23 protein-coding genes are annotated in these 24,710 nt (G+C 73.1%); 14 read left to right on the top strand and 9 right to left on the bottom strand.

Translation table 11 applies throughout. The features are described from left to right. The first annotated feature begins 217 nt into the window (after window positions 1-217). Together ACFVU7_RS18965 and ACFVU7_RS18970 are read left to right on the top strand one after the other, a co-directional pair. Complete coding sequence (locus ACFVU7_RS18965) at window positions 218-1,387, top strand: mechanosensitive ion channel family protein (protein WP_388046029.1); 1,170 nt, start codon at window positions 218-220, stop codon at window positions 1,385-1,387. 239 nt (window positions 1,388-1,626) lie between these two features. Then, a complete protein-coding gene (locus ACFVU7_RS18970; protein WP_388046031.1) occupies window positions 1,627-2,817 on the top strand; it encodes a glycosyltransferase in 1,191 nt (396 codons plus the stop codon). On the opposite strand, the gene ACFVU7_RS18975 is transcribed toward ACFVU7_RS18970, so the two are convergent. From ACFVU7_RS18975 to ACFVU7_RS18990, 4 genes are read right to left on the bottom strand one after another with little or no spacing between them, the layout of a single operon-like run. Beyond that, window positions 2,814-3,275 carry a low molecular weight phosphotyrosine protein phosphatase gene (locus ACFVU7_RS18975; RefSeq protein WP_241853162.1) on the bottom strand — a complete coding sequence of 154 codons (462 nt, stop codon included), beginning with the start codon at window positions 3,273-3,275 and terminating at the stop codon, window positions 2,814-2,816. The two genes, ACFVU7_RS18970 and ACFVU7_RS18975, sit on opposite strands and share 4 nt — an antisense overlap. A 20-nt stretch (window positions 3,276-3,295) precedes the next feature. Continuing rightward, the gene (locus tag ACFVU7_RS18980) at window positions 3,296-4,438 is read right to left on the bottom strand and encodes a DegT/DnrJ/EryC1/StrS family aminotransferase (protein ID WP_380779337.1); all 1,143 of its coding nucleotides are present in this window, start codon (window positions 4,436-4,438) and stop codon (window positions 3,296-3,298) included. 16 nt (window positions 4,439-4,454) lie between these two features. After that, the gene (locus ACFVU7_RS18985) at window positions 4,455-5,453 is read right to left on the bottom strand and encodes an ATP-grasp domain-containing protein (RefSeq protein ID WP_388046034.1); all 999 of its coding nucleotides are present in this window, start codon (window positions 5,451-5,453) and stop codon (window positions 4,455-4,457) included. 11 nt (window positions 5,454-5,464) lie between these two features. Continuing rightward, on the bottom strand, window positions 5,465-6,469 hold the full coding sequence (locus ACFVU7_RS18990; protein WP_388046036.1) for a dTDP-glucose 4,6-dehydratase: 1,005 nt from the start codon (window positions 6,467-6,469) through the stop codon (window positions 5,465-5,467). Between the two features lie 51 nt (window positions 6,470-6,520). Between ACFVU7_RS18990 and ACFVU7_RS18995 the strand changes: the two genes are divergently transcribed. From ACFVU7_RS18995 to ACFVU7_RS19035, 9 genes are all read left to right on the top strand, one after another. After that, the gene (locus ACFVU7_RS18995; RefSeq protein ID WP_388046037.1) at window positions 6,521-7,105 is read left to right on the top strand and encodes a hypothetical protein; all 585 of its coding nucleotides are present in this window, start codon (window positions 6,521-6,523) and stop codon (window positions 7,103-7,105) included. An 866-nt stretch (window positions 7,106-7,971) separates the two neighbouring features. Continuing rightward, window positions 7,972-9,162: an ROK family transcriptional regulator gene (locus ACFVU7_RS19000; protein WP_049651468.1), complete on the top strand. Its 1,191-nt coding sequence runs from the start codon at window positions 7,972-7,974 to the stop codon at window positions 9,160-9,162. 138 nt (window positions 9,163-9,300) lie between these two features. Continuing rightward, the gene (locus ACFVU7_RS19005; protein WP_380742134.1) at window positions 9,301-10,656 is read left to right on the top strand and encodes an ABC transporter substrate-binding protein; all 1,356 of its coding nucleotides are present in this window, start codon (window positions 9,301-9,303) and stop codon (window positions 10,654-10,656) included. Between the two features lie 26 nt (window positions 10,657-10,682). Continuing rightward, window positions 10,683-11,696 (top strand): carbohydrate ABC transporter permease, encoded by a 1,014-nt coding sequence (locus tag ACFVU7_RS19010; RefSeq protein WP_082345686.1) that lies wholly within the window; start codon window positions 10,683-10,685, stop codon window positions 11,694-11,696. 20 nt (window positions 11,697-11,716) lie between these two features. Continuing rightward, window positions 11,717-12,625 carry a carbohydrate ABC transporter permease gene (locus ACFVU7_RS19015; RefSeq protein WP_049651466.1) on the top strand — a complete coding sequence of 303 codons (909 nt, stop codon included), beginning with the start codon at window positions 11,717-11,719 and terminating at the stop codon, window positions 12,623-12,625. Then, window positions 12,625-13,914, top strand: coding sequence for a 6-phospho-beta-glucosidase (locus ACFVU7_RS19020; protein ID WP_388046039.1), 1,290 nt, complete (start codon window positions 12,625-12,627; stop codon window positions 13,912-13,914). Before ACFVU7_RS19015 ends, ACFVU7_RS19020 begins: the two co-directional genes overlap by 1 nt. A 172-nt stretch (window positions 13,915-14,086) precedes the next feature. Then, complete coding sequence (locus ACFVU7_RS19025; RefSeq protein ID WP_388046041.1) at window positions 14,087-15,106, top strand: N-acetylglucosamine kinase; 1,020 nt, start codon at window positions 14,087-14,089, stop codon at window positions 15,104-15,106. Window positions 15,107-15,274: 168 nt separating this feature from the next. Further along, on the top strand, window positions 15,275-15,976 hold the full coding sequence (locus ACFVU7_RS19030) for a hypothetical protein (RefSeq protein WP_388046042.1): 702 nt from the start codon (window positions 15,275-15,277) through the stop codon (window positions 15,974-15,976). A 358-nt stretch (window positions 15,977-16,334) separates the two neighbouring features. Then, window positions 16,335-17,435, top strand: a complete 1,101-nt coding sequence (locus ACFVU7_RS19035; RefSeq protein ID WP_053112158.1) for a hypothetical protein — start codon at window positions 16,335-16,337, stop codon at window positions 17,433-17,435. 122 nt (window positions 17,436-17,557) lie between these two features. On the opposite strand, the gene ACFVU7_RS19040 is transcribed toward ACFVU7_RS19035, so the two are convergent. After that, window positions 17,558-18,220: a response regulator gene (locus ACFVU7_RS19040; RefSeq protein ID WP_380777551.1), complete on the bottom strand. Its 663-nt coding sequence runs from the start codon at window positions 18,218-18,220 to the stop codon at window positions 17,558-17,560. Continuing rightward, on the bottom strand, window positions 18,217-19,482 hold the full coding sequence (locus ACFVU7_RS19045; protein WP_388046044.1) for a sensor histidine kinase: 1,266 nt from the start codon (window positions 19,480-19,482) through the stop codon (window positions 18,217-18,219). The genes ACFVU7_RS19040 and ACFVU7_RS19045 overlap by 4 nt, the downstream gene beginning before the upstream one ends. 134 nt (window positions 19,483-19,616) lie before the next feature. Between ACFVU7_RS19045 and ACFVU7_RS19050 the strand changes: the two genes are divergently transcribed. Then, a complete protein-coding gene (locus ACFVU7_RS19050) occupies window positions 19,617-20,528 on the top strand; it encodes an ABC transporter ATP-binding protein (protein ID WP_074005608.1) in 912 nt (303 codons plus the stop codon). Continuing rightward, entirely contained in the window at window positions 20,525-21,424 is a 900-nt protein-coding gene (locus ACFVU7_RS19055; RefSeq protein ID WP_388046047.1) for an ABC transporter permease, read from the top strand. The genes ACFVU7_RS19050 and ACFVU7_RS19055 overlap by 4 nt, the downstream gene beginning before the upstream one ends. A gap of 61 nt (window positions 21,425-21,485) precedes the next feature. On the opposite strand, the gene ACFVU7_RS19060 is transcribed toward ACFVU7_RS19055, so the two are convergent. The 3 genes from ACFVU7_RS19060 to ACFVU7_RS19070 form a co-directional block, all read right to left on the bottom strand. After that, window positions 21,486-22,049 (bottom strand): DUF4291 domain-containing protein, encoded by a 564-nt coding sequence (locus tag ACFVU7_RS19060; RefSeq protein WP_117489895.1) that lies wholly within the window; start codon window positions 22,047-22,049, stop codon window positions 21,486-21,488. Between the two features lie 116 nt (window positions 22,050-22,165). Continuing rightward, window positions 22,166-22,720: a hypothetical protein gene (locus ACFVU7_RS19065; RefSeq protein ID WP_388046049.1), complete on the bottom strand. Its 555-nt coding sequence runs from the start codon at window positions 22,718-22,720 to the stop codon at window positions 22,166-22,168. Between the two features lie 38 nt (window positions 22,721-22,758). Further along, complete coding sequence (locus ACFVU7_RS19070; RefSeq protein WP_388046052.1) at window positions 22,759-23,517, bottom strand: tyrosine-protein phosphatase; 759 nt, start codon at window positions 23,515-23,517, stop codon at window positions 22,759-22,761. 366 nt (window positions 23,518-23,883) lie between these two features. Between ACFVU7_RS19070 and ACFVU7_RS19075 the strand changes: the two genes are divergently transcribed. Beyond that, a complete protein-coding gene (locus tag ACFVU7_RS19075; protein WP_074005604.1) occupies window positions 23,884-24,660 on the top strand; it encodes a GntR family transcriptional regulator in 777 nt (258 codons plus the stop codon). Window positions 24,661-24,710 lie beyond the last annotated feature (50 nt).

The raw sequence follows: 24,710 nt of genomic DNA on the forward strand, positions 1-24,710 counted from the left end.
CTCCTGCCCCGGACGGCCCCGGAGCCCCGGTTCGGGGGGAGCGTACGGGGGCGTTGACGGGGCGTTCGACACGCTCCGTACGCCCTTGGGTACGCCCGTGCGGGGTTCCGGCGTGTCCGGGCGGGCCCGCGGTGGCGGATAGGCTGACGCCCACGGTCCGCGGGCCGCTTGCCGGCGGTGCGGGCCCACCACGCACCCCAGCCAGGAAGGTCCGCACGTGTTCAGCTCCGGTGCCACCGGTCCGTCCGACGCGTCCTCGACGCTCGCCAACCCGACCCCGGCCCCCAGCCCCACCGCGCAGCTGCCCGAGCTCGACCTGCGGATCCCGACCAGCGCGCAGGAGGTCTCGGACACCACCCGGCAGGCCGCCAGCTGGTTCGACACCCACTGGCAGGGCTGGGTGGCCTCCGGGCTGCGGATCGTCTTCATCATCGTGCTCGCGCTGGTGCTCCGGGCCGTCGTGCGCAAGCTCATCACCCAGCTGATAGGGCGGATGGCGCGCACCTCCGAGCACCAGGAGGAGAGCCGCCTGGGCGGGCTGCTGGCCAACACCGGGGTGGTGAACACCGAACGGCGCCAGCAGCGATCGGAGGCGATCGGCTCGGTGCTGCGCAGCGTCGCCTCCTTCAGCATCCTGGGCACGGCGGCGCTGATGGTGCTCTCCGCGCTGGGCGTGAACCTGGCGCCGCTGCTGGCGAGCGCCGGTGTGGCCGGTGTGGCGATCGGTTTCGGCGCCCGGAACCTGGTCACCGACTTCCTCTCCGGGGTCTTCATGATCATGGAGGACCAGTACGGCGTCGGCGACGAGATCGACACCGGGGTCGCCACCGGCACGGTGCTGGAGGTCGGCCTGCGGGTCACCAAGCTGCGCGGCGGGAACGGCGAGATCTGGTACATCCGCAACGGCGAGGTGAAGCGGATCGCCAACATGAGCCAGGGCTGGGCGACCGCCTCGGTGGACGTCCAGGTCGGGTACAAGGAGGACCTGATCCGGGTCGAGGACCTGATCCTGGCGACGGCCGAGGAGATGGCCAAGGAGGCCCCGTACGACGAGCTGATCTGGGCTCCGGTGTCGATCCTGGGCGTGGAGTCGGTCGCCTCGGACTCGGTGGTGCTGCGGGTCGAGGCCAGGACCGCCCCGGGCAAGGCGGCCTCCGTCTCCCGGGCGCTGCGCCAGCGGCTGAAGGCGGCCTTCGACGGGGCCGGGATCAAGGTCAAGGAGGAGGTCGCCGCGGTGGCCGCCGGGGCGACCGGCGTGGTGATCGCCCCCTCCCCGGTCCCGGCCGCCGAACAGGCCGCACCCGCCGACCGGGTGGCCGAGCCCGTTCCGGCCCAGGCCCCGGTCCCGGCGGCGGCCCGGGCGGCGGACGACGCGTCGAAGCCGTAGCGGTTCGGCCGCACGGACACGGACGAAGCCCCGCTCCCACCACGGTGGGGGCGGGGCTTCGTGGTGTCCGGCCAGAGCCCTCCTCGCACTCTCGACACCGGACCGGAGCCGCTGGACTCCGACCGCCGACGCCCTCGGTCTGCCGTACCCGCGATCGGGCAGCCGCGGGTACGTCTGGCTCTGATCGGACGTCAGATCGAGTGGGCGGACGGCTCCGTCGGCGCTGGTATGTTCCAGGCGTGAACCGCGACACCAGCGATCTCGTCTCCCGCCTTGGCCGGCCTCTTCGACTGATCGTCACCGGCGGTGGAACGGGCGGCCACACCTATCCGGCCCTCACCGCGATCCGCGCCCTGCGCTCGCGTCTCGCCGGGGTCGACGGCGCCCTGGACGTGCTGTGGATCGGCACCGCCACCGGCCTTGAGGCCAAGGTCACCGCCGCCGAGGACATCCCGTTCAGGACCGTCGCCACCGGGAAGATCCGGCGCTCCGCCAACCCGCTCAAGCTGGTGTCGCCCGCCAACGTCAAGGACATGGGCCGCGTCCCCCTGGGCGTCGCGCAGGCCCGTTCCGCGATCGCCGGGTTCGGCCCGGACGTGGTGCTCGGCACGGGCGGCTACGTCGCCGTGCCGGTCGGGATGGCCGCCCGGATGTGCCACCGGCCGCTGGTGGTCCACGAGCAGACCGTCCGACTCGGCCTGGGCAACCGGGCCCTGGCCCGGATGGCGACCCGGGTCGCGGTCTCCTCCGAGTCGACGCTCCGGTACCTGCCCGAATCCGCCCGTGCCACCGCCGTGGTGACCGGCAACCCGGTCCGCCCGGAGGTGCTGACCGGGCAGGGTGAGAAGGCGATCCAGGCGCTCGGACTGTGGGGCTTCGACCGCTCCCTGCCGACCGTGTACGTCACCGGCGGCGCGCAGGGCTCCCAGCAGATCAACGAGTTGGTGAGCGAGATCCTGCCGTGGCTGCTCGGCCACGCCAACGTGGTCCACCAGTGCGGGCCCAGCCACGAGGCGGGGCTTCGGGAGCGGGCTGCGGCGCTGCCGGAACACCTGCGCGCCCGGTACGTGGTGACCGGCTTCGTCGGCCCGGAACTGCCGGACGTGCTCGCCCTCGCGGACGTGGTCGTCTCCCGCAGCGGCGCGGGAACACTGGCCGAACTGACCGCGCTGGGGCGGGCCGCGGTGTTCATCCCGCTGGCGACGTCGGCCGGGAACGAGCAGGAGCACAACGCCCGCCACCTGGCCGATGCCGGCGCGGCGGTGGCCCTCCTCGGCCGGGCCGCCCCGGACACCCTCCAGCCGGCGATCGCCCCGCTGCTGACGGACCCGGCCCGCCGCGCGGACATCGCGCGACGGGCCGCCGAGCACGGCCGGCCGGACGCCGCCGACCGCCTCGTGGACGTACTGCTGTCGGTCGTGGGCCGCTAGTTCTCCAGGTCCGGCAGGTGCCGGACGGCGCCGGCCTGGATGGTGTCCACGCACACCTGGTAGGCGGCGTAGTCGCTCTCCCAGGGGTCGGGCACGTCCTCGCCGCTGACGTAGAGGTCGAGCTTGCCTGCGGCCGGGGTTCCGTCCGCCATGGTCCTGAGTTCGGCGAGGACGGCGTGGTCCATGGCCAGCACGGCGTCCGCCCAGTCGAGCATGCGGTGGCTGACCTTGACCGCGCGGTGGTCACGGATGTCGTACCCGGCGTCCTCGGCGGCGCGGATCGCGTTGCTGTGCGCCGGACCGCCGACGTGGCGCTCGCGCAGCCCGGCCGAGCGGACCTCGACCTTCTCCCCGCCGGTGTGGGCGAGGACCGCGGCGGCGAGCGGCGAGCGGTTGTGGTTGCCCAGGCAGACCACCAGGATGCGGTGGCGCTTCGGGTGGCGGAACATCTCACTCATCTTCGGCTCCTTGGTGTCGGTCACGCGGCGGCCTTGATCGCGTCGGCGAGCGCGGCGACCGTGTAGCGGACGCTGTCGTGGGTCATGGCGGGGTGGAACGGCAGGCCGAGGATCCGGCCGGCGACCTGTTCGGTGACCGGCAGGTCCCGGTGCCAGGCCGAGAACGCGGCTTGGGTGTGGTTGGGCGGGTAGTGCACGGCGACGCCGATGCCGTGCTCCCGCAGGTGGCGGAAGACCTCGTCGCGGTGGTGGTCGAGGACCACCACGCAGTTGAACGGCACGGTGTTCACCACGTCCACGTCGACCAGGCGGGCGCCGTCCAGGCCGGCCAGTTCGGCCTGGTACGTGCGCCACAGGTGCTGGCGGTGTGCGGCGGTCTGCGGGAAGTGCTTCAGCTGGGCGACGCCGATGGCGGCATTCAGCTGGGACATGTCGAAGCGCATCCCGGGGCCCTGGACCTCGTAGGAGGTCATGGCGGCTCGGGCGTCATTGGACTGGACGATTCCGAACAGGCGCAGGCTGCGGAGGGTGTCGGCTTCCTCACGGGTGCGGGGAATGATCGTGCCGCCCTGGCCGGTGGTGAGGTTCTTGATCGGGTCGTGGGAGAAGCAGGTCAGCACGGCGGGGTCGGCGCCGACCATGGTTCCGTCCGGGCGGCGGGAGCCGAAGGCGTGGGCGGCGTCCTCGATGATCTGGATGCCCCGGTCGGCCAGGTGGTCGCGGATCGGGGTGAGGTCCACGGCCCGGCCGCCGTACAGCACGGGCATGACGGCGCGGGTGTTCGGAGTGAGGGCTTCGAGCACGGTGTCCGGGGTGACGGCCAGCATGCGGGGGTCGATCTCGGCGAAGCGGGGTGCGGCGCCGCTCCAGGTGATGGCCTGGACGCTGGCACAGAAGGTGAGGGAGGGCAGGACGACGTCGTCACCGGGGCCGATGCCGATCGAGCGCAGAGCGAGGTGGAGTGCCGTGGTGCCGGAGTTCACGGCGACGGTGTGGGTGACGCCGATCAGGTCGGCGACTCCGGCTTCGAACTGGTCGGTGGCCGGGCCGTGGCCCCACTGGCCGCCGGGGAGGACGGCGGCCAGTGCGGCGGCTTCGGTGCCGTGCAGCAGCGGCGCGGCGTTGCGCTCGACGCCCGGGGGCCGCGTGGTGGTCGAGGCCAAGGCGGGTACTCCTTCGTCAGAGCGTGCCGGAGACGGCACGGGACTCGGTGGACATCACGGCGACGTACTTGGTGAGGAAGACGCCGCCGCGGTAGGTGAGCCGCCGATGGTCGACGGGCTGCCGGAAGAGGCCGTTCAGGGTCTGGCGGACCAGGTCGGCTCCGGCTTCCTCGGCGAGCAGGAATCCGGCGGCGAACCGGGCGTTGATCTCGGTGATGACCACGCGCGGGTCGGCGCCGTCGGTGATGAAGCCCTGGACGTCCACCGGGCCGACGGCGCCGATCGCCCGGATCGCCTCGGCGACCCGCTTGGTGGCCTCCGGGTCGTCGATCGTGACAGCGACCATCGACATGCCGGCCTGGACCATCAAGCGCCGTCGCAGGATCGCGGAGGTGCGACCGTTGCGGTCCGTCAGGCAGTCGGCGGAGAACTCCACGCCCCGGACGCGCTGCTGGACGATCGGGGCGGGCACGAGCTCGCACAGCACGCGGGCCTGTTCGCGGGTCCGACAGAAGTGCACGTCCTTGGAGCCCTGGCCGCGGCGCCGCTTGACGACCAGCTCGGTGCCGTCGGGGGTCTGGCCGATCCGGTCGGGCAGCCAGGTCTGCGGGGTGGGCACCCTCGCGGCGCGCATCGCCTGGTGGAACTCCCACTTGTCGCCCGCGGTGGTGACGCTGGCCGCGGGCGGCAGCCAGGTTCGTACTCCGGCACGTTCCAGATGGCCGCGCAGGTGGACCAGCTGCGGAAGCTCGTTCTCGACGCAGCAGATCAGGGCGTCCGGCTTGAGGTCGTGCACCAGCTCCATCAGGTCCGCGGCGAACAGCGGGCTGTCGGCGCGGGCGATGGTGCGGGTGGTGATGCCGGGGGCGAGCAGGCCCGGCGCGAGGGGGTTGGAGTCGGTGCCGATGACCTCGTGGCCGAGCTTGAGGAGGGTGAGCGCGAGGTCGAGGCCAGGGGCCCCGCCGATGCCGGTCACCAGGATGCGGCGGAGCTCCGCCGGGTCAGGGGTGTTCACCTCGCGGCCTTTCACGCGGCGGCCCGCGCGGTGGCGGTCTGCCACCAGTCGGGGTTGCTGCGGTACCAGTCGACGGTCTCGGCGATGCCGGCCGCCAGGTCCTGCCGGGGCTGGTAGCCGAGCTGGGCGAGCTTGCCCCAGTCCATGGAGTACCGGATGTCGTTGGCGGCCCGGTCGGGCACGTAGGTGACCTGGTTCCAGGTGGCGCCGGTGGCACGCAGGAGCATGCCGGTCAGCTCGATGGTGGTCAGGTCGGTTCCGCCGCCGATGTTGTACGCCTGCCCGGGGATGCCCTTGTGGAGGACCAGCTCCACTCCGGCGCAGTTGTCGGTGACGTGCAGCCAGTTGCGGACGTGCTCGCCGTTGCCGTGGACGGTGGCCTTCTCCCCGGCCAGCAACCTGGTGACGAACAGCGGGATCAGCTTCTCCGGGTACTGGCGGGGCCCGTAGTTGTTGGAGGAGCGGGTCACGCACACCGGCACGCCGTAGCTGGAGTGGTAGGCCAGGGCGATCATGTCGGAGGCGGCCTTGGACGCCGAGTACGGCACGGTGGGGTTCAGCGGATCGGATTCGAAGGCGGTTCCGGTGGGCAAGGAGCCGTACACCTCGTCGGTCGAGATGTGGACGAACTTGCGCGTGCCGATGCGGCGGGCGGAGTCGAGGAGCGTCTGCGTGCCGAGCACGTTGGTGGAGACGAAGTTCCCGGCGTCGGTGAGGGAGCGGTCGACGTGGGACTCGGCGGCGAAGTGGACCACGGCGTCGTGGGTCTCCATCAGGGCGTCGACCAGGGTGCGGTCGAGGATGTTGCCCTGGACGAAGGTGAACTTCTTGGAGTCGGTGATGCCGTCGAGGTTGCCGAGGTTTCCCGCGTAGGTGAGGGCGTCCAGGACGGTCACCTTGGCGATGTCGTCGGCGTCGACGAGGCGGCGGGCGAAGACCTCGCGCGCACGGCGGCCGGCATCACCGGGCTGGTCGCGATCATCCAACACGACCGCGGCGACCAGCGCGACGCGCACGGCTGGTTCGCCACCGCCGAGCAGGCCGCCCGTGAATCCGGTGACAAGCAGATGCTCGCCTGGGTGCTCGCCCGCCACGCCATGGTCCCCCTGAACTACGGCGCTTCGAACGCCGCAGCCAACCTCGCCGCCCGCGCGCGGGCCGTAAGCGGCGACGCACCGACCGCCTCGGCGGCCCTGGCCGCCGCCGTCACCGCCCGCGCCCTCGCCTCCGCCGGTGATCACCAGGGCGCCCTGCGAGCCGTCGCAGACGCCCGTACCATCGCCGAGCGTCTGGACGGAACCCAGGCTGCCGACACCTGGTTCGGCTACCCGATGCAGAAGCACCACGTGCACCTGAGCCAAGCCTTCACCCTCATGGGCCACACCCGCGACGCCTACGCCGAGCAGGAAGCCGCACTCGCACTCACCCATTCCCCGTCGATCATGGTCCGGGCGCTCCTGGAGATGGACGCCGCCACGTGCCTGTGCTCCGACGGCGACCCCACCAGTGCCGTGGACAAGGCCGTCGACGTCTGGGAGAAGCTGCCTCCCGCGTACCGCGGCGGACTGATCCGCACCCGCGCCGAAGCCCTGCGGCAAGTCCTGCCCGGGGCGGCACATGACCACCTCGAGGAGGCCCTGGCCACTCCGTAGTTTCCGCCGTGCCGCGCCGACCGGCTCGTCGGCACTTGGAACGGTCAGCCGCTGCGGTCTCGCACCGGGACCAGGACGCCCCATTCCTCATCTGTTCCCTGTTCACCCCGCATTGGTTCCGTTCCGCCGCGATCGTGATCGCGGCGGAACGGCACAAGAAACTGCGGTCTTCTCACGCTTTCTTGCCTTCTGCACAGGAAGTCGATCGGGCCGACTTCCTGTGCAGAAGGCAAGAAATACCGCCACCCCGGCCCTGTTGTGCCACCCCTATCCAGCACTTTCTCCGGGTTCCGCTCCTCGACATGTCGAGGAGCGGAACCCGGATTCTCATCTTCATTCCTCAAGGAATCCGCAGGCCACACCTCATCGAGGCAAGCCACCGCACCTGTTCTCAATAGCCGGCATGCCTTTTGTGTTGCCCGCCTCGCCGCCCAAGCGAGGCGGGCAACACAAAAATCCTTCTCTTCCCCGATCTTGTTGAAGCATTTCCCTTCTGGTATGGCCCCTCGACTCATCGAGGGGCCACACCAGAATCCCCACTGCTTTCAATCCTGATTCATTGGCGCGTCACCCTCCTCTTCCGGGGAGGGTGACGCGCTTGTTCTTCTTCCTCATACGGATTTCCGTGTGGGGCCGGGTGGGCGTCGGCGCCGCTCCCACCACGGTGGGGGCGGGGCTTCGTGGTGTCGGGTAACGCTTCGGCATCCTCCGCTCCGCCCACCATTGACACCCCTACGACAGGGCGCTTACGGTCCTTCCCTAGCGACTGGAAAGTTTCCTAACAGTTCGTCCGAAACCCGCCCGCTCCCCACGCCGGGGACACCCGCGGGACGTCGACGACCAGCCGGAAGAGGAGGATGCCGGGCATGACCAAGAGCACCGCCAAGGCCCCCCTCGCCGGCACCCCCAGTCTGCTGCGCGCCATCAACGACCGCGCCGCCCTCGAACTGCTGCTGGAGAACGGGCCGCTCTCCCGTACCCAGATCGGCACCCTCACCGGGCTGTCCAAGCCCACCGCCTCCCAGCTGCTGGCCCGGCTGGAGGCGGCCGGGCTGGTCCTGCCGGTCGGCACCACGGCGGGCGGGCCCGGTCCCAACGCCCGGCTGTACCAGGTGAATCCGGCCGCCGGATACGTCGCCGGACTGGACGTCACCAACAGCGGTATCGAGGTCGCCGTCGCCGACATCACCGGCACCACGCTGGCCGGGCACACCGTGCCGACCAAGGGCGTCCCGGCGGCCGCGACCGTGCCCACCGTCGCCGCCGCGGTGGCCGAGGCGGTCCGGGCCGCCGGTCTGCCCGAGGGCGCCCTGCGCACCGTCGCGATCGGGGTCGGCGGCGCCCCCGACCCGGTCACCGGCAAGCTGCGCTACGCCTCCCACCTGCCGGGCTGGCACTCGCCGCGACTGGTCGAGGAGCTGACCGAGGCGATCGGCGCGCCGGTGTCGATCGAGAACGACGTGAACCTGGCCGCCGTCGCCGAGCGCTCCTCGGGCGCCGCGGCCGGCTTCGAGGACTTCGTCCTGCTCTGGGCCGGGGCCGGGGTCGGCGCGGCGATCGTGATCGCCGGGCGGCTGCACCGCGGCTTCACCGGCGGCGCCGGGGAGGTCGGCTACATGCCGCTGCCCGACTCCCCGGTCGAGTGGGACGCCCGCCGCCGCAAGTTCGGCGGGTTCCAGGCGCTGGTCGGCGCGCCCGCCGTCCGGTCGCTGGCCCGTGAGCACGGGCTCGGCGCGGCCACCGCGCAGGAGTCCATCGCCAGGGCGCTGGCCACCCCCGGCGCCGGCGACGCCTTCCTCGCCGAGCTGGCCGGGCGGCTCGCCGTCGGGCTGGCGGTGATCGTCGCCGTCGTCGACCCCCAGCTGGTGGTCCTCTCCGGTGTGGTGCCGAGCGCGGGCGGCGAACGGCTGCGCGCGCTGGTCGAGGACGAACTGGCGCGGATCTCCATCGCCCGGCCGGAGGTCCGCAGCACCGCCCTGTCCGGCTCGCCGGTCCTGCTCGGCGCCCTGCAACGTGCCCTGTCCGACGCCCGCGAGGCGGTCTTCTCCACCCACTGACGTCCGCCCCCGATCGACTCGACGCCCCCACTGACGCTCCCCCTGTCACCTCGCCACCTGCACCCACCTCTCCCCAACCCCCGAACGCGGGACCCGAGGCAACGAGGCCTGCCCGCGCACCCCCAGGAGGATCCCGAAGTGCACGCCACCACCTCCCGCAGAGGCCGCCGCACGATCGCCGCCGTCGCCGGCAGCGCCGTCCTGGCCCTGCTCGCCTCCGCCTGCACCGGTTCCAGCGACTCGGGCGGCTCCGACGACTCGGCCAGCGGCAAGGACGTCACCATCACCTTCTGGCACGGCTGGAGCCAGGAGAACGAGAAGAAGGCGATCAACGACAACATCGCCGCCTTCGAGAAGGCCCACCCCAACATCCACGTCAAGGCCGTGGACAGCCTGGAGGACGACAAGGTCAACCAGGCCCTGCGGGCGGGCGGCTCGGACGCGCCGGACGTGGTCTCCTCGTTCACCACCAACAACGTCGGCATGTTCTGCTCGACCAAGGCCTTCGTCGACCTCAAGCCGATGCTCCAGAAGAGCGGCATCGACCCGGCCAAGACCTTCCCGGCCACGATGCTCAACTACACGCAGTTCCAGGGCAACCAGTGCTCGCTGCCGCTGCTCGGCGACGCGTACGGCCTGTACTACAACAAGAAGGCCTTCGCCGACGCCGGCATCGCCAACCCGCCGAAGACCTTCAGCGAGTTCGCCGAGGACGCCGCCAAGCTGACCGTCGCCGACGGCGACTCGTACAAGCAGCTCGGCTACATGCCGCTGTACCACGGCTACGAGTCCACCACCGAGCACTTCCTCGGCCAGTACGGCGCGACCTACTTCGGCGCCGACGGCAAGTCGAACATCGCCACCGACCCGAAGGTCGCCGCGATGTTCAAGTGGCAGAAGGGCCTGGTCGACCAGCTCGGCGGCTACGACAAGCTGGAGAAGTACCGCGCGACCTTCGGCGAGGAGTTCAGCGCCAAGAACCCCTTCCACACCGGCCAGGTCGCGATGGCCCTCGACGGCGAGTGGCGCACCGCCTCGCTCGCCAAGGACAAGCCCGACTTCGAGTGGGCCACCGCCGCCTTCCCCGTCCCGGACGACCAGGCCGACACCTACGGCCGCGGCTACCAGACCGGCACCATCATCGGCATCGCCAGCACCAGCAAGAAGCAGGCCGCCGCCTGGGAGTTCGTCAAGTACCTGACCACGGACACCGACGCGGTGGTGAACTTCTCCAACGCGATCCACAACGTGCCGAGCACCTTCGAGGCGCTGGACTCGCCGAAGCTGGTGAGCGACCGGAACTTCAAGACCTTCCTGGACGTCGCCAAGAACGCCCACTCCGGCACCACCCCGCCGGCCGTCAACGGCGGCAGCTACATCATCACCCTGCAGAACCTCGGCTACGACTACGAGTCCGGCAAGCAGGGCGACCTCCAGGCGGGTCTGGCCGCCACGGCCAAGCAGATCGACACCGACATCGCCCAGGCCAAGTAGGCCGGGGAACGGTCCACGGAGCTCCCATGTCACTCGCGTTCGGCACCCGCAAGGGAAGCGACGAGGCCGACGCGGGACCGACCGGCCCGGCGGCGCCCTCCACGCAGCACCTGCTGCGCCGGAAGCGCCGCCGGGAGGCGGCCCGCACCCTCGCCTTCCTCTCCCCCTGGCTGATCGGGTTCGGCGTCTTCTTCGCCTACCCGCTCGTCTCCACCGCCTACTTCTCCTTCACCTCGTACAACGGCTTCGGCGCCCCGACCTTCAGCGGCCTGAAGAACTGGGACTACGTCTTCAACCACCTGCCGACCTTCTGGCAGGGCCTGCGCAACACCCTGTGGCTGGTCGTCGTGATGGTGACCCTGCGGGTCGTCTTCGGCCTGGGCATCGGGATGCTCATCACCAAGGTGAAGACCGGCGCCGGCTTCTTCCGCACCGCCTTCTACCTGCCCTACCTGGCCCCGCCGGTGGCCGCCACCGTCGCCTTCGCCTTCCTGTTCAACCCCGGCACCGGGCCGGTCAACCACCTGCTGGGCGAGCTCGGCCTGCCGCAGCCCGGCTGGTTCGCCTCCGCGGACTGGTCCAAGCCCGCGCTCACCCTGCTCGCCATGTGGGGCGTCGGCGACCTGATGGTCATCTTCATGGCCTCGCTGCTGGACGTCCCCCGGGAGCAGTACGAGGCGGCCTCGCTGGACGGCGCCGGCCCGTTCCAGCGGTTCCGGTACGTCACCCTGCCGAACATCTCGCCGATCATCATGTTCGCGGTGGTCACCGGGGTGATCCAGACCATGCAGTACTACACCCAGGCGATCGTCGCCGGGAAGGTCGCCAGCGGCATCGCGGGCGGCTCCGGCCAGCCCTTCGAGCCCGGCTTCCCGAACGGCTCCACCTGGACCCTGCCGCAGATGGTCTACAAGCTCGGCTTCCAGAGCTTCAACTACGGCGCGGCCTGCGTCGTCGCCCTGGTGCTGTTCGCCATCTCGATGGCCGTCACCTCGATCCTGCTCCGCCGCCGGTCCGGCTTCATGGCGAGCGACGACTAGCGGCCCGTGAGGACCTGATCATGACTCTTGGCTCCACGCTCACGAGGGCCCCGGCCGCGGCCGGCCCCTCCCGCCCCGGCGGACCCGCCGCCCGGGCCGCCCGCCGCCGCGCGGCCCTCAACTGGGTCGCCGTGCACGCGCTGGCCATCGCCGCCGCGCTGTTCTTCCTGCTGCCCTTCGTGTTCGTCTTCCTCACCTCGGTGATGTCGGACCGGCAGGCGCTCACCACCGACTACTGGCCGACCAGCTGGAACTGGGGCAACTACGGCAAGGTCTGGGACACCCCCGGCTTCCTCACCTGGTGGCGCAACACCCTGCTGTACGCCGTGGCCGGCACCGTGCTGACCGTGGTCTCCAGCCTGCCGGTGGCCTACGCACTCGCCAAGTTCCGCTTCCGCGGCCGCAACCTGGCGCTGATGGCGGTCATCGCGATGATGATGCTGCCGCCGCAGGTCACCGTCATCCCGATGTACCTGTTCTGGTCCAAGCAGATGGGCCTGAGCAGCTCGCTCTGGCCGCTGATCATCCCGATGGCCTTCGGCGACGCGTTCACCATCTTCCTGCTGCGCCAGTTCCTGATGACCATCCCCAGGGAGTACATCGAGGCCGCCCGGATCGACGGCTGCGGCGACCTGCGCACCCTGCTGCGGGTGGTCCTGCCGATGGCCAAGCCGGCCATCGCCGCGGTCGCGCTGTTCCAGTTCTTCTACTGCTGGAACGACTACTTCGGCCCGCAGATCTACGCCAGCAACAACCACGACTCCTGGACGCTCAGTTACGGGCTGGAGTCCTTCAAGGCCGCCCACCACACCAACTGGAACCTCACCATGGCCGCCACCATGATGGTGATGGCCCCGGTGATCGTCCTCTTCTTCTTCGCTCAGAAGGCCTTCATCGAAGGCGTGACACTGACAGGGGTCAAGGGCTGATGTCCGCACTGAAGTTGGCAATCGTCGGCGGGGGTTCGACGTACACTCCGGAGCTGATCGACGGCTTCGCCCGGCTGCGCGACACCCTGCCGGTCGGCGAGCTGGTGCTGATCGACCCGGCCGCCGAGCGGCTGGAGCTGATCGGCGGCCTGGCCCGGCGGATCTTCGCCCGGCAGGGCCACCCCGCGGTCGTCACGGTGACCACCGACCTGGCGGCGGGCGTCGCGGACGCCGACGCCGTGCTGCTCCAGCTGCGCGTCGGCGGGCAGACGGCCCGCAACCAGGACGAGACCTGGCCGCTGGAGTGCGGCTGCGTCGGGCAGGAGACCACCGGCGCCGGCGGGCTCGCCAAGGCGCTGCGCACCGTCCCGGTGGTGCTGGACATCGCCGAGCAGGTGCGCCGGACCAACCCGGACGCCTGGATCGTGGACTTCACCAACCCGGTCGGCATCGTCACCCGGGCGCTGCAGACCGCCGGCCACAAGGCCGTCGGGCTGTGCAACGTCGCGATCGGCTTCCAGCGCAAGTTCGCCGGGCACCTGGGCGTGGACCCGGAGCTGGTCCGGCTGGACCACGTCGGGCTCAACCACCTGACCTGGGAGCGCGGGGTGACCCTGCTGGACGCCCCGGGCGCCACGACCGGGCGCGAGGTGCTCCCCGAGCTGCTCTCCTCGCACGGCAAGGAGATCGCCGAGGACCTGCACCTGCCGCAGGCCGTCATCGAGCGGCTCGGCGTCGTGCCGTCCTACTACCTGCGGTACTTCTACCAGCACGACGCCGTGGTGGCGGAGCTGAGGGAGCAGGGCTCGCGGGCCGCGCAGGTCGCCGAGATCGAGCGGCAGCTGCTGGAGCTGTACGCCGACCCGGCCCTGGACACCAAGCCCGAGCTGCTCGGCAAGCGCGGCGGCGCCTTCTACTCGGAGGCGGCCGTCCAGCTGATCGCCGCGCTGCTCGGCACCGGCGGCGGCACGTCCGTCCAGGTGGTGAACACCCGCAACGACGGCGTGCTGCCGTTCCTGCCGGACGACGCCGTCATCGAGGTGCCGGCCGAGGTGGACGCGCGGGGCGTGCGCCCGCTGCCGCAGCGGCCCGTCGAGCCGCTGTACGCCGGACTGGTCGCCGCCGTCACCTCGTACGAGCACCTCGCCCTCGACGCCGCCCTGCGCGGCGGCCGCGACCGGGTCTTCGACGCCCTGCTCGCCCACCCGCTGGTCGGCCAGATCGAGCTCGCCGACCAGCTCACGGACCGCCTGCTCGCCCACAACCGCGAGCACCTCGCCTGGGCCTGACCCGGCCCGCTCCGCGCCGTCCGGCGACCGCCCCCGGTCGCCGGACGGGCACCGCGAGGAGACCGTCCACCCCCGGCCGGGGACCTTTCGGCCGGGCCACCCGGCCGGGACCACCGCCGGGCACCCGGCCGACGACCAACGGCCCGGGCCACGTACGAGCCGCGGGGACCTGATGACCCACCAGCCCGAACCACTCCTGCCCGGCGTCCTCGCCATCGACGCGGGGAACTCCAAGACCGACGTCGCCCTGATCGGCACCGACGGCAGCATCCTCGGCACCGCCCGCGGCGGCGGCTTCGAACCGCAGAAGATCGGCGGCGCGGCGGCCGTCGCCGGCCTCGCCCCGCTGGTCGAGCAGGCCGCCGCCGAGGCCGGCTACCCGTCCTGGAGCGGCGTGCTCACCGGCCACGTCAGCGCCTGCCTGGCCAACGCCGACCTGCCGGTCGAGGAGGAGGCGCTGCGGGTGGCGCTGGAGTCCCACCCCTGGGGCGCCGGCAACACCGTCGTCAACGACACCTTCGGCCTGCTGCGGGCCGGCACCGACGGCCCGCGCGGGGTCGCGGTGGTCTGCGGCGCCGGGATCAACTGCGTCGGCCTGCTCCCGGACGGCCGCACCGCCCGCTTCCCCGCCCTCGGCGAGCTCACCGGCGACTGGGGCGGCGGGTCCGGACTCGCCGTCGCCAGCATGTGGCACGCCGTCCGCGCGGAGGACGGGCGCGGCGGGCCGACCGGGCTCGCCCGCGCCATCGCCGAGCACTTCGGCCTGCCCGGCGCCGGCGCCGTCGCCGAGGCCGTCCACCTCGGGCACCTGCCGAACGCGCGGCTGCACGAGATCGTCCGGGTGCTGTTCGCCGTCGCGGACGAGGGCGACGAGGTGGCGCGGGGGCTGATCGACCGCCAGGCCGACGAGATCGTCCGGCTCGCGGTGGTGGCGCTCCGCCGCCTGGACCTGCTGGACACCCCGACCCCGGTGGTGCTGGGCGGCGGCGTGCTCGCCTCCCGGCATCCGCTGCTGCTGGACAACGTGACCGCCCGGCTCGCCGAGGCCGCGCCGCTGGCCGAGCCGCGCGTCGTCGTCGCCCCGCCGGTGCTGGGCGCGGCGCTGCTCGGCCTCGACCACCTGGCGGCGGGCGCGCGGGCGCAGGCCCGGGTGCGCGAGGCGTACGAGGCGGGCCGACCGGTGGCCGCCTGACGGCCGCCACCTGCTCCCCTGCCGCCGCCTGACGGCCGCTCATCGGCTCCTCTCCCCCGCCGGATCCGCACATCCGGCGGGGGAGGGGCCCTGGCGGGAACCACGGGCCGGGCTCCGGTCGTGTTAAGCGGGTACCGCCAACCGCCGCCGCCCGGGGAGACTTGTGTCATGGCCACCCCCCGCATGCTCCTCGCCGCCGCCCTGCTGGCCTGCGGCGCCGCCGCCGCCCTCACCGGCTGCACGCCCGCCGACTCCGGCCCCACCGTGGCCGCCGCCTCCGCCGCCGCGCTGGCCGACGAGGGCGCGGACGACCTGCTGGACGAGGACGACGGCCTCTTCTACGAGGAGGAGGAGTACTACTCCGGCTCGACCGAGCCGTCCGCCGCCTTCTCCTCCGCCTCGCCCGACTCGTCCGCTTCGCCCGACGTGCCCGCCCCGGTGGACTCGCCGGACGCGCCCGCGTCTCCCGACGAGCCCTCCGCCGAGCCCTCCACGGGGTCTTCCACCGGACCCGGGTGCGCCGTTCCCACCGGCCGCCCCGGCCACGAGTTCCTCGTTGTGGTCTCCGCCGGACCGGCCGAACTCACCGCCCGGTCCGCCCGCTTCAGCTGCGGCTCCGCCCGCTACGAGCCCGTCGGCAGCCCCGTCCACTACGGCTTCGCGGGGGCGGGCGTGGCGGCGACCCTGGTCGACGTCACCCACGACGAACCGGCCAGGACCGTCCGCCTCGACGAGCTGATCGCCCACATCGACGACTGCCTGGCCGAGCGCGAACCGGCCGACCCGTACGGCTGCCACGGCAACGCCTACGACGTGGTGCTGGACTCGCACGGCCGGATCATGCGGATCGGCGAGGTCGAGGGCCCCTGAGTCGGCCTTCGGCGACGACCTGACGGCGCATACGGTGTAGAAGCGCCTCTCAACTGTTGGCATTCGGCTGCGCTACGCGCATCAACCCACGTCCAGCTGCGGGCTTTTGACGTTCGCTACGTCCGCCCGGGCGTTCCTTGGGGCGGGTCTTACCCTTTGCGTGCTTGAAGCGGTTTCGGCGGCGGTGCTTTGCTTCCGGCGGTCGACGGTGAACCGGTCCCCCATCCCACCCCGCTGGTCGTCCCTGACGGGCCGCCGGCAGGTCCGGCTCGCCGTCGTCGCGCTCCTCCCCCTTCGTCCCCCACCGTGCCGCCGCGCCGTACCCGGTCGCGGCCGGCACCAGAGAGGAACCCTCACGATGGGCATCTCCCCCACCTCCCGCCGGATGCGACTGCGGGCCCTGACCGGGCTCAGCGCCCTGGCGCTGGCCGCCGCCGGCTTCGCGGCCGCCCCGGCCGCCCAGGCGGCCCAGGACAACCGGCCGGCCGGCGAGTTCGCCGGACAGCCGCACCCCTACCGGCACGGCGCGCACCCGACCAAGGAGGCCGGCAACTCCGCGAAGGCCGCGGGCAACAACCTCAGCTACGGCGGCGGCGTCGACGGCATCGGCGTCACCACCGGCGCGCCGAAGGTCTACCTGGTCTTCTGGGGCTCCCAGTGGGGCACCCAGGGCACCAACTCCAGCGGCTACACCACCCTGACCGGCGACCCGAAGGGCGAGGCCGTCCGGGCGCAGCAGCTGTTCAAGGGCCTCGGCACCAACAGCGAGACCTGGTCCGGCGTCATGACCCAGTACTGCGAGGGCGTCGCCGCGGGCGCGACCAGCTGCCCGACCGGTTCGACGCACGTCGGCTACCCGACCGGCGGCGCGCTGGCCGGCGTCTGGGTCGACGGGTCCGCCGCCGCGCCGGGCCAGGCCAGCGGCAACCAGCTGGCCGCCGAGGCCGTGAAGGCGGCCGGGCACTTCGGCAACACCACCGCCGCGTCCAACCGCAACGTGCAGTACGTGGTGCTGTCGCCGACCGGCACCCACCCGGACGGCTTCAACACCCCGAACGGGGGCTTCTGCGCCTGGCACGACTGGAACGGCGACACCACCCTGAGCGGCGGCGCGGCCTCCTCCCCGTACGGCGACGTGGCGTTCACCAACGACCCGTACGTGACCGACATGGGCAGCTCCTGCGGCCAGAACTACGTCAACAGCGGCAGCGCGGGCACCCTGGACGGCGTGACCATCGTGTACGGCCACGAGTACTCGGAGACCATCACCGACCAGAACCCGGCGGGCGGCTGGACCGACTCGACCGGGTACGAGAACGCCGACAAGTGCTCCTGGAACGGGGTCGGCGGGACGGGCGGCGCGCAGAACGTGGCGTTCGCGACGGGCTCGTTCGCCATGCAGGGCACCTGGTCGAACGGCGTGAGCGGCTGCCAGATCTCGCACGCGGTCGTCCACTGACGACCGGGTGAGGCGAGCGCCGGAGTGGGCCGTGCGGGCCCGCTCCGGCGCTCTCGCGTGACGCGCTCCACATGCTTTTCGCGCCTTACGCGCCTTACGCGCCTTGCGAGCTTTACACGCTTTTACGCGCTGACCAGCCCGAACTCGTAGGCCTGGATGACCAGGTGGACCCGGTCGCGGGCGTCGAGCTTGGTGAACAGCCGGGCGACGTGGGCCTTGGCGGTGGCCACGCTGATGGTGAGCTCCGCGGCGATCTCGGCGTTGGACAGGCCCCGGCCGACCAGGGTGAGCACCTCCCGCTCGCGCTCGGTGACGGCCTCGGCGACCGGCCTGCGGGGCCTGGCCGCGGCGTCGGCCTCCGGGCGGGCGGCGAACTCGCCGATCAGCCGGCGGGTGATGCCCGGGGCCAGCAGGGCGTCCCCGGCGGCGACCACCCGGACGCCGTCCAGGATGGTCTCCAGGGCGAGGTCCTTGACCAGGAACCCGCTCGCCCCGGCCCGCAGCGCGCCGTAGACGTAGTCGTCGTCGTCGAAGGTGGTGAGGACGAGGACGTGGGTGGGCAGGTCCGGGTCGGCGGTGATCCGGCGGGTGGCCTCGATGCCGTCCATGCCGGGCATCCGGATGTCCATCACGGCGACGTCGGGGCGCAGCCGGGCGACCAGTTCGACGGCCTCGGCGCCGTTGCCGGCCTCGCCGACCACCTCCAGGTCGGGGGCGTCGGCGATCAGCACGCGCAGGCCGGTGCGGATGAGCGGCTGGTCGTCGACCAGGACGACACGGATCACGGTCCCACCTCCACGGGGGTCTCGACGGCGGTCCCGACGGCGGTTCCGACACCGGGCTCGCCGGGGGTCTGCACGGCCGGGGTCCGCACGGCCGGGGCCTCGGGGAGCGGCAGCCGCGCGGCGACCCGGAAGCCGCCCTCGGGGCGCGGGCCGGCCGCGAACTCGCCGTCCAGCAGGGCGACCCGCTCGCGCATGCCGGCCAGCCCGTAGCCGGTGCCGGGGGTGCCGGTCGCCGCGCCCGCGCCCAGGTCGACGACGGTGACGTCGAGCTCCCGCGGCCCGTACCCGACGGTGACGTGGCAGTCCCGGGTGCCGGAGTGCTTGACCACGTTGGTGACCGCCTCCTGGACGATCCGGTAGGCGGCGAGGTCCACCTCGGACGGCAGCGGACGGGCTTCGCCGCGGCGGGTGAGCGCCACCCGCACCCCGGCGCCCGCCGCCTTCTCCACCAGCCGGTCCAACTCGCCCAGTCCGGGCATCACTTCGAGCGGCGCCGGCTCCCCCTCGCCCTGCCGCAGCGCGCCGAGCATCCGGCGCAGCCCGGCCAGGGTCTCCCGGCTGGTGGCCTCGATCGCCTCCAGGGCGGCCCGGGTCTCGGCGGGCTGGGTGTCCATGACCCGGCTGCCCATGCCGGCCTGGATCGCGATGATGCCGATGTTGTGGGCCACCATGTCGTGCAACTCGCGGGCGATGCGCAGCCGTTCGGCGGTGATGGCCTGCTCGGAGGCCCGGCCGCGCAGCGCCTCGGTGTGGGCCCGGCCCTGGTGCACGGTGTTGCCGATCAGCCAGGCGATCAGCACGGTGGCCGCGAAACCCCCGTAGGCGAGCGGATTGACGGGGTAGTCGTTGACGGCGCCCCAGAGCAGCAGCCCGGCGAGGGTGGCGAGCGGCAGCGCCAGGGCGGTGAGCGAGACCCGGCGGGAGCGGGTGGCCGCGCAGTAGCCGACCACCGCGTCGGCGATCAGGAACTGGAGCGGCGCCGCCTCCGGGACGCCCCACATCCCGAGCGCGAACATCCCGCCCCCGAGAGCCACCACGACGGCGAGCAGCGGCAGCCGGACCAGCAGCGTCGCGACCAGGGTGGTGACCACCGCGGTGACCACCATCGGCATGTCCTCGGGATTGCCGTGGTAGTTCAGCAGGTGGTGCAGCTCGTTCTCGCGCGTGAAGAAGCGGAACACGACCAGGGCCGTCCACAGCGCCCCCACCCACACGCCCGCGGGCAGGCGCCTGAGCAGCGGCGGACGGGGTTCGGTGATCATGACGCGATGGTAGCGGCGGCCCGGACGGCGGCACATTGGCCCGGGGGCGTAATCCCCGGGGCCAGTGCGGCCGCCCGCGGTTGTGGCCCGCGGCCCGATGCCCGGGCGGGGGCCCGACCGGCAGCGTTGTCCCCGTGATCGAGATCGAGCGACTGACCAAGCGGTACGGCGCCACCACGGCCGTCGACCAGTTGACCTTCACCGTCCGGCCCGGCACCGTGACCGGCTTCCTCGGCCCCAACGGGGCGGGCAAGTCCACCACGCTGCGGATGATCCTGGGCCTCGACACCCCCACCGGGGGGAGTGCCACCGTGGCCGGGGTGCCCTTCGCGAACCGGCCGCGCGGCCTGCGGCACGTCGGCGCCCTGCTGGACGCGGGCGACGTGCACGGCGGGCGCAGCGCCCGGGCCCACCTGTCGGCCCTGGCCCGGAGCAACCGCATCCCGCTCCGGCGGGTGGACGAGGTGCTGGCCGAGGTCGGGCTCGGCAAGGCCGCCGGGCGCCGGATCGGCGGCTACTCGCTGGGCATGAAGCAGCGGCTCGGCATCGCGGGCGCGCTGCTCGGCGACCCGCCGGTGCTGCTCTTCGACGAGCCGCTCAACGGACTGGACCCGGAGGGCGTGCTCTGGGTGCGCGGGCTGTTCCGCCGGCTCGCCGCCGAGGGGCGGACGGTCTTCGTCTCCAGCCACATGATGGCCGAGATGGAGCACACCGCCGACCGGCTGGTGGTGATCGGGCGCGGCCGGCTGATCGCGGACGAGAGCCTCGCCGAGTTCTCGGCCCGCAACGCGGTCTCCTCGGTGGCCGTCCGGGGGCCCGAACTCGCCTCGCTGGCCGGGGTCCTGCGCGCGGAGGGGGCCGAAGTACGGCTGACGGAGCCGGGGTTCGGGACCGTCACCGGGATGCCGGCCGAACGGATCGGCGAACTCGCGCTGCGGCACGGCGTGGTGCTGCACGAACTGGCCGCCCGGACGTCGTCGCTGGAGTCGGCGTTCATGTCCCTGACCGCCGACAGCGTCGAGTACCTGGCAGGAGAAGCCCGATGAGCAGCATGGCCCTTGGTTCCACCGGTTCCACCGGTTCCACCGGTTCCACCGGTTCCGGCGGTTCCGGCGGTTCCGTCGCCGAGCCGGCCCCCCGGTTCCTCGACCTGCTCGCCGCCGAGTGGATCAAACTGCGCTCGCTGCGCTCCACCTACTGGGTGCTGGCGCTGGCCTCGCTGGTGGCGATCGCGGTCAACGTGAACGCCGTCCACACCGACCTGACGTACATCGACCACCCGCCCGCGCCGATGCCCGGGCGCTCCCCGTACACCTACGACCCGCTGTTCCACGGCCTCGGCAGCATCGCGAGCGACCTGATGGCGGTCGCGGCCGGCAGCCTCGGGGCGATCACCGTCTTCGGCGAGTACACCACCGGCCTGATCCGCACCACCTTCGCCGCCGTCCCGGACCGGCGCGGCGTGATCGCGGCCAAGGTGCTGCTGATCGGCGGGATCACCGCGCTCGCCGGGCTCGCCGTCTCGGCGGTCTCCTTCCTCACCATCAACGCGATGCTGGACTCCCGGCACGTCGGGCTCTCCATCACCGACGAGGGCTGCCTGCGGGCCGTGCTCGCCTACGCGGCGATCGTGCCGGTCTGCGCGCTGATCGGGATGGCGCTGGGCGCGCTGCTGCGGCACGCCACCGCCTCGATCGTGTCGCTGGTGATGCTGATGTTCATCCTGCCGATGATGTTCGGCGGGGACCGCTACCGGTGGCTGAAGGAGATCGGCACCCATCTGCCGCTGGCCACCGTGCAGCGGCTCACCATCACACCGAACTCCAGGACCACGATGGGGAAGTACGCGCCGAGCGTGCTGGACTCGTGGATCACCATGGGGGTGTGGGGCGCGGTGGCGGTGGCGGTGACGGTGGTCGTGGTGCGGCGGCGGGACGTGTGAGGCCCCGGGTCGCCCCGGGCCTCGGGGCATCCCAGGCGGCGGGTCGCCCCGGGGCCTCGGGTCACCCCAGGCCGAGGCGCCGCGCCGTCGCGGCGGGCAGCGGGTACGGGCGCTCGGGCGGCAGCAGCCGCTGCGCCTTCGCCGCCTGCCCGCCGCGGACCAGCGCGGCGATCCGCTGCACCTGCGGGGTGAGGTCGGTGAGCCCGACGACCCACTCCTCGGCGTAGCGGCGGACCAGCGACCGGCCGACGCCCACCTGGATGCTGTAGTGGTTCAGCGCCGCCCCGCGCAGCGACCGCTCCGGGTCCCACTGCACGTGGACCTCGGCGCGGGCCACCTCGTCCGGGTGCGCGGTGGTCAGGACGGCGCGGGCGAGCGCCTCCTCCCAGCCCTCCCGGGTGATCCGGACCGCCAGCACCCTGGTCTGGCCGGGCTTCTGCGCCCAGTTGCTGCGGTGCATCAGCCAGCGGAACGAGGGCTTGATCCACGTCATCCGGTGGAAGCCGAACGGCGCCGTGAACCGGCCCGCCGCCAGCGCCGCGTCGGCGATCGCCGGCGGGTAGGCCTGGTAGAGCACGATCGTCCGCCCGTCGTGGTCGGCCCGGATCTCGCGCAGAGCGGTCATCCCGCGCCACCCCCTTCCGCCCCGGCACGCTGCCCGCCCGGCCACGCTGCCAGCACCGACGGCACGGTGCAACGGGATTAGGGCACGCCTACGGGCGCGGCGCCAGGGGCGCACCGCTATGGGACGAACTGCGCGCCGATCAGCCCGTGACCGGCCTCGGCTGCGGCCCGCCAGACCGGGAGGGCGGCGTCAAAGAGGCCGGAGAGGTCGTCCGTCCGCAGGGCGTCGAGGGCCCGCCGCTCGGCCGCCCGCCGCTCGGCCCCGTCCAGGTCGAACACCGCCTCGACGGCCGGGAGGGCGGCCCGCACCTCCTCCGGCCCGACAACCACGTCCCCGAACCAGCCGGGCAGCCCGGCCGTCCGCTCCGGGCCGAGGCCGTGCGCCAGCCCCAGCACCGGGTAGCGGTTGCGGGCCTGGACGGCGGCGCACGGGCCGGCCGTCCCGCAGTCCTCCCAGACCGCGTACAGGCCGTCCGGGTCCTCCCCGAGCGGACCGACGGCCAGCTCCTCCAACTCCTCCGGCGCCAGCCCCTCCCGCTCCCAACGACGGCGCAGCGCCCGGTTGCCCGGGTCCGCGGCATGCGCGTCGAGCAGCGCCCGCAGCCGCGGCCCGTGCCGCTCGACGACGTCGGCGGGCGCGGGGATCAGGAACCACATCGCCTGGTAGCTCATCGCCCGCCAGCGTAGGCGCGGGCTCCGACAGGTCGGGCTCAGGCGGCGGCGCCCGCCTTGGTGCGGAAGGCGCCGAGGGTGGCCGACGGGACGCCGCAGGAGGGGAGGAAGGAGGCGGCGCCGCCGTGGTGGGTGCGGACGCGGTCGAGGAAGACGGACATGGCCTCGGCCGGGGCCTCCAGGAGGGGCGCGGGGATGGTCAGGTTGCGGCCCCGGGAGTCCGTGACGCGGGAGGTGGTGCGGTCGTTGAGGGCGGTGCGGTGGCGCTCGGCGAGGCCCGCGAAGATCTGCGGGAGGGCGTCGGCGGTGCGGGTGTAGTCGGCGACGATGTGCTCGGCGGGGACGCCGAGGAGGTCCAGCAGGAGGGCGGTCAGCAGGCCGGTGCGGTCCTTGCCGGCGGCGCAGTGCAGCAGGACGGCGCCGGGGCGGACGGTGGCGTCGACGGCGGCGGCCACCGCGTCGGGCGCGGACTCGGCCAGCAGGACGTAGAAGTCGCCCAGGTCGGCGGCGGTGGCCATGGTGCCCATCCGCGCGGTGAGGGCGTCGGTGGCGGGGTTCACCGGGGCGGCGACGACGGATATCCCGGCGGCCTCGGCGGCGGCCCAGTCGGCGGGGTCGGTCTCGCGCGGGTCGCGCAGGTCCACGATGGTGCGGATGTCGCAGCCGCGCAGCTGGGCGACGGTGGCCTCGTCGGCGGCCGGGAACGGCTGGGCGGAGCGGTACAGCACACCGGGGCGGACCCGCCGGCCCTCGGGGTCGCCGAGGGCGGCGGCGTCGCGGAAGTTGACCAGGGACATGCGGGAGGCCTTTCGGTGGGGCCGCACCCGGGAGGAGACGGGGAGATCCGGAGGCGGAGACATCTAGACGTCTAGATGTGTAACCCCTCGGGGGGCCGCCGGGCAAGCCTCGGTGGCGCGGGTCTCGCCGACGCGGGCCTCGATCGGTACATCCTTCTATCCCACGCCCATCGCCCGCCCACGGCGACCCGGGGGCCGCGATGTCCCGTACGGCACGGCGCCCGGGCGGCACGGGCGGTGACGAGGGGCACAGGCGACACAGGCGGCCCGAGCGGCGCAGGCGGCCCGGGCGGCCCGAGCGGCGCAGGCGGCCCGGGCGGCCCGAGCGGCGCAGGCGGCCCGGGCGGGCTCCGTAGGATCGGGCCCGTGGCGACGAACCCCCCGGACACCCCGAGCTCCCCGAACACCCCGGTGTACCGCCGCCTGGCCCGCCGGCTCCAGGAGCGCGTCGACACCGGCGCCTACCCGCCCGGCACCCGGCTGCCCAGCGAGCCCGAGCTGAGCGCCGAGTTCGGCGTGAACCGGCTGACCGTACGGCAGGCGGTGGCGGAGCTGGAGCGGGCCGCCGTGGTGGAGATCCGCCGGGGCGTGGGCACCTTCGTCCGCCCGCCCGCCGTCCGGGTGTCGATCGCCGTGGACCCGCGCAGCCAGCGCTTCGACCTCGGCAGCGTGCCCACCGCGCTGCCGAACGACGAGTCCACGGACGGGGAGTTCGTGGTGGCCGCCCCGCCCGTCACCGGCTCGGCGCAGGATGCGGAGGCGGCCCGCCAGCTGGGCCGCACTCCCGCGGAGCTGTCCCGGGTGGACTCGGTGATCCGGCTGGGCGGGCGGGCCCGGGCGGCGTGCAGCTACTGGGTGCCGTTCGGCCCGCTGCCCGCCGAGCTGGTCCGGCCGGGCCGCCCCGGGAACCTGGTGCCGGACCTGGCGCGGGCCGCCGGGGTGGAGCTGGAGTACGACTGGCGGGCCTTCGGCGCCGTCGGCGCGGACCTCGCGGACGCCGAGCTGCTGGGCGTCCCGCCGGGCACCGCGCTGCTGGTGCGCGAGGGGGTCAGCTGCACCCCGGACGGCGCTCCGGCGCTGTACGTGCGGCGGCGGATCGACGGCAGCAGCGCCCGCTTCGTCCTGCACTTCCGGGACCGGTAGCGGGGGCCGCCGCGGCAGGCGGCAGCGGCCGGTGGCCGGGGCCTCCCCGG

It is taken from the genome of Kitasatospora sp. NPDC058046, from assembly GCF_042885595.1.
Lineage (GTDB): Bacteria > Actinomycetota > Actinomycetes > Streptomycetales > Streptomycetaceae > Kitasatospora.